2 protein-coding genes are annotated in these 582 nt (G+C 55.5%); one reads left to right on the forward strand and one right to left on the reverse strand.

The annotated features are described in order from the left end of the window. Positions 1-297: hypothetical protein (locus tag NFX52_RS31240; protein ID WP_252636017.1), on the reverse strand; the 297-nt coding region annotated here is incomplete at its 3' end. On the opposite strand from NFX52_RS31240, the gene NFX52_RS30435 reads away from it, so the two are divergent. After that, positions 190-450 (forward strand): DUF4148 domain-containing protein, encoded by a 261-nt coding sequence (locus NFX52_RS30435; RefSeq protein ID WP_252636016.1) that lies wholly within the window; start codon positions 190-192, stop codon positions 448-450. The genes NFX52_RS31240 and NFX52_RS30435 overlap by 108 nt on opposite strands. Positions 451-582: the final 132 nt, after the last annotated feature.

Here is a 582-nt window from a genome sequence, read left to right on the forward strand (position 1 = left end):
ACAGTTAGTTTGCGACTCGGTGGTTTTTCTTTGGACTTCACCCGCGTACAGTTCAACCCATCGATGAGCCGAACCCGCAAGGCGACTCACCGAACCCGGTTCAGGAATGGTTTTTTGACCCGGCTTTTTTGAGACGCTTTTTAACTTCCAAGGATTTTCATCATGAACAACACCGCCCGCTTCCTCTCCATCGCTGCCGTTGCCGCTTTCGCCTCTTTCGGCGCACAGGCTGACGAAGCCGATGCTTCGCAATTCGCTACCAAATTTGAAACCAACCGCACCCGCGCTGAAGTGCAAGCAGAAGCCGCCAGCGTTGCCCAGACCCGCTCCATCGAGCCAGCAGGCTCGCGTGTGGTGACCTACACGTCCACGGCTGACCGCGCTGCCGTGCGTGCCCAGGCTGCCGAAGCCCTGCGCGCTGGCCAGATCCCTTCGGGTGAGCGTGGTTGATTCTTGTTGAATCCACGGTTCACACGTTTTCGTATTGCCAAGTACCTCGTCCCTATTTTTTGAATTTCACTGGAGTTTCACCATGAACAAGTCTGTCCGTTTTCTCTCTATCGCCGCTGTTGCCGCTTTCAC

It is taken from the genome of Acidovorax facilis (genome assembly GCF_023913775.1).
GTDB lineage: Bacteria > Pseudomonadota > Gammaproteobacteria > Burkholderiales > Burkholderiaceae_C > Acidovorax > Acidovorax facilis.